Source organism: Mesorhizobium sp. M7A.F.Ca.CA.004.04.2.1 (assembly GCF_004022825.1).
In the GTDB taxonomy this organism is placed as follows: Bacteria; Pseudomonadota; Alphaproteobacteria; order Rhizobiales; family Rhizobiaceae; genus Mesorhizobium.
The window spans coordinates 1-2,396 of sequence record NZ_RZPH01000928.1; the positions used below are offsets into that span (position 1 = coordinate 1).

The following is a 2,396-nucleotide window of genomic DNA, read 5'->3' on the forward strand; positions in this document are numbered from 1 at the left end:
CTCGAAATCGAGAGCTTCCGACGCCTGCTGCATGGCGGCCGAGATTTCCGTCTTCACCTTCTGGCTGCGGCCGGACAAGAAGTCCTTCGCCTCGCCGACCAGTTCCGCATAGTCCTGATGCGAGACCTCGCCGGTGCAGGGACCAGCGCAGCGCTTGATCTGATAAAGCAGGCATGGCCGCGTGCGGTTCTCGTAGAACGAGTTGGTGCAACTCCTGAGCAGGAAGGCGCGCTGCAGGGAGTTGATGGTACGGCCAACGGCACCGGCCGAGGCAAACGGGCCGAAATAATCGCCTTTGCGCGAGCGCGCGCCGCGATGCTTGTAGATGCCCGGCGAGACATGATCGCCGGTCAAGAGAATGTAGGGAAACGACTTGTCGTCGCGCATCAGGACGTTGAATCGCGGCCGCAAGCGCTTGATAAGGTTGGCTTCGAGCAGCAGCGCTTCGATCTCGGTGCGGGTGACGACGAACTCCATCGTCGACGTCTCACGCACCATGCGGCCGATGCGGGTGGTGTGGAAGCGGCCTTGCGCGTAGTTGGTGACGCGCTTCTTCAGGCTGCGCGCCTTGCCGACATAGAGCACATCGCCGGCAGCGTTCATCATGCGGTAGACGCCGGGCGCGTTGGGAAGCCGCTTGACCAGCGTCTGGATCACCTCGGCGCCGATCATGCCTTCCGCGTCGCCGGCATGCGGGGTCCAGTCGATGGCGGTGAAGGCGACATCGGGACCGACGGTTTCAACGATCTCCTCGACCGCCTCGTCCTCGAGGTCGATATCGGGGGGCAGATCGTCGGCGCCGCCGCGCGGCTTGCTTTTGTGGTCTACAGGACTCATTCCGTCATGCCTGTCACATCGGGCGTCTGCCATGCAAGATGCTGGCCGCCATCAAGCGCGATCATCTGGCCGGTGACCGAGCGCGCTTCCCAGAGATAGCGGATCGTGGCGCCGAATTCCGGCAATTCCGGGCCGCGCTTGAGGACCAAGCCATCCACCTGTGCGGCAAAATCGCTGTCGTCCTGACGCGCGTTCTTCAGTGTCGGCCCCGGGCCGATGGCATTGACGCGGATGCTGGGGCCGAGCGCTTGCGCCATCATCTGGGTGGCCGTCCACAGCGTCGACTTGGACAGCGCATAGGAGAAGTAGCGCGGCGTCGGACGCCAGACGCGCTGGTCGATCATGTTGACGATCAGGCCCTCCTGCCCTGCCGGCAACGCCCGGGCGAAATTCTGCGCCAGCAGCGCGGGCGCTTTCACATGGACGGCAAAGTGCCGGTCCCAGGCCCGCCAGTCGAAATCCCGAACCGAATCGTCCTCGAACAGCGACGCATTGTTGACCAGCAGCGGGATGGGTCCGAGCGCTGCTTGCGCCTGGCCGACAAGATCGTCGACGGCGTCCATATCGGTCAGGTCGGCGGCGACCACGGCGGCGCGGCCACCTCCGGCGATGATTTTGGCAGCCAACGTATCGGCCTCGATGCGCGAGCGGTTGCAATGGATGGCGACGGCAAAACCGTGCGCGGCGAGATCCTCGACGATCGCCCTGCCGATCCGCCTGGCCCCGCCCGTCACCAGCGCCGTGACAGTGGCTTTGCTCATATGGTGTCAATCCTCAATTTCGGCCCGAAAAAGCGGTGCCGGCGAAATATGGCCCGGCATGCGTTAAATGGTGTTCGCACCTTGGGCAGCATTGTGGCGAAACGGCCGTTTGGACATCCCGGCCCGCCCTGGACTCGGGCGCGCACGACCGCAATATAGGGTGCTGGAGTCCTTGCACCAAGCGGTGTGCAGCGCAGCATGGGATGGTTCCTGCCATTTCGCTGTTGCGAAGATGCAACGTCAAGGTTCTGCCTCATTCGTGCCGGGGAATGACCCAAGTTCAGGTTCGCTTCAGCCGCATTTTGACACGACATTTGGAACCGACGAACGCCAGATCCGTTTCACCCCCCGGACGGGTAGATGGCGATCGTGAGAAACAAGCCTGTGTCCTGTGGCTTAAGGAGTAAAGAACAATGCAAGCCAATCTCAAATTCGCACGGCCGCTGGCCGTTGCGCTTGGGCTCTTCGCCCTCAGCGGAACTGCCTATGCTGCTGACGTGGTTTCGGAAGAGCCGCCGGCACCTGCGCCGATCGCTGAACTTCCGGTCGCTTCGTGGGCCGGCCCCTACGCCGGTCTCAACGTCGGCTATGGCTTCAGCGGCCGGACCAAAGAAAAGGATTTCGACGTTGAAACCGATACCAAGGGTTTCGTCGGCAGTGTCTTCGGCGGCTACCAGTGGCAGCAGGAGAACTTCGTCTACGGCGCTGAAGCCGAACTCGGCTACAACGGCGTCAAGGGCGACGACAACGGCATCGACTCCAAGGCCGGCTTTGAAGGTTCGCTGCGTGCCCGTCTCG

Annotated in this window: 2 protein-coding genes and 1 pseudogene; 1 reads left to right on the top strand and 2 read right to left on the bottom strand. The window is 62.9% G+C overall.

Features of this window, described 5'->3' with window-relative positions:
* Window positions 1-837 (bottom strand): GIY-YIG nuclease family protein (locus EN893_RS29310; protein ID WP_164901207.1); only part of this gene is annotated, 837 nt, incomplete at its 3' end.
* A complete protein-coding gene (locus EN893_RS29315; RefSeq protein WP_127267620.1) occupies window positions 834-1,598 on the bottom strand; it encodes an SDR family oxidoreductase in 765 nt (254 codons plus the stop codon). The genes EN893_RS29310 and EN893_RS29315, both read right to left, overlap by 4 nt.
* 413 nt (window positions 1,599-2,011) lie before the next feature.
* On the opposite strand from EN893_RS29315, the pseudogene EN893_RS29320 reads away from it, so the two are divergent.
* Window positions 2,012-2,396 (top strand): annotated as a pseudogene (locus EN893_RS29320) (outer membrane beta-barrel protein); the annotation flags it as partial.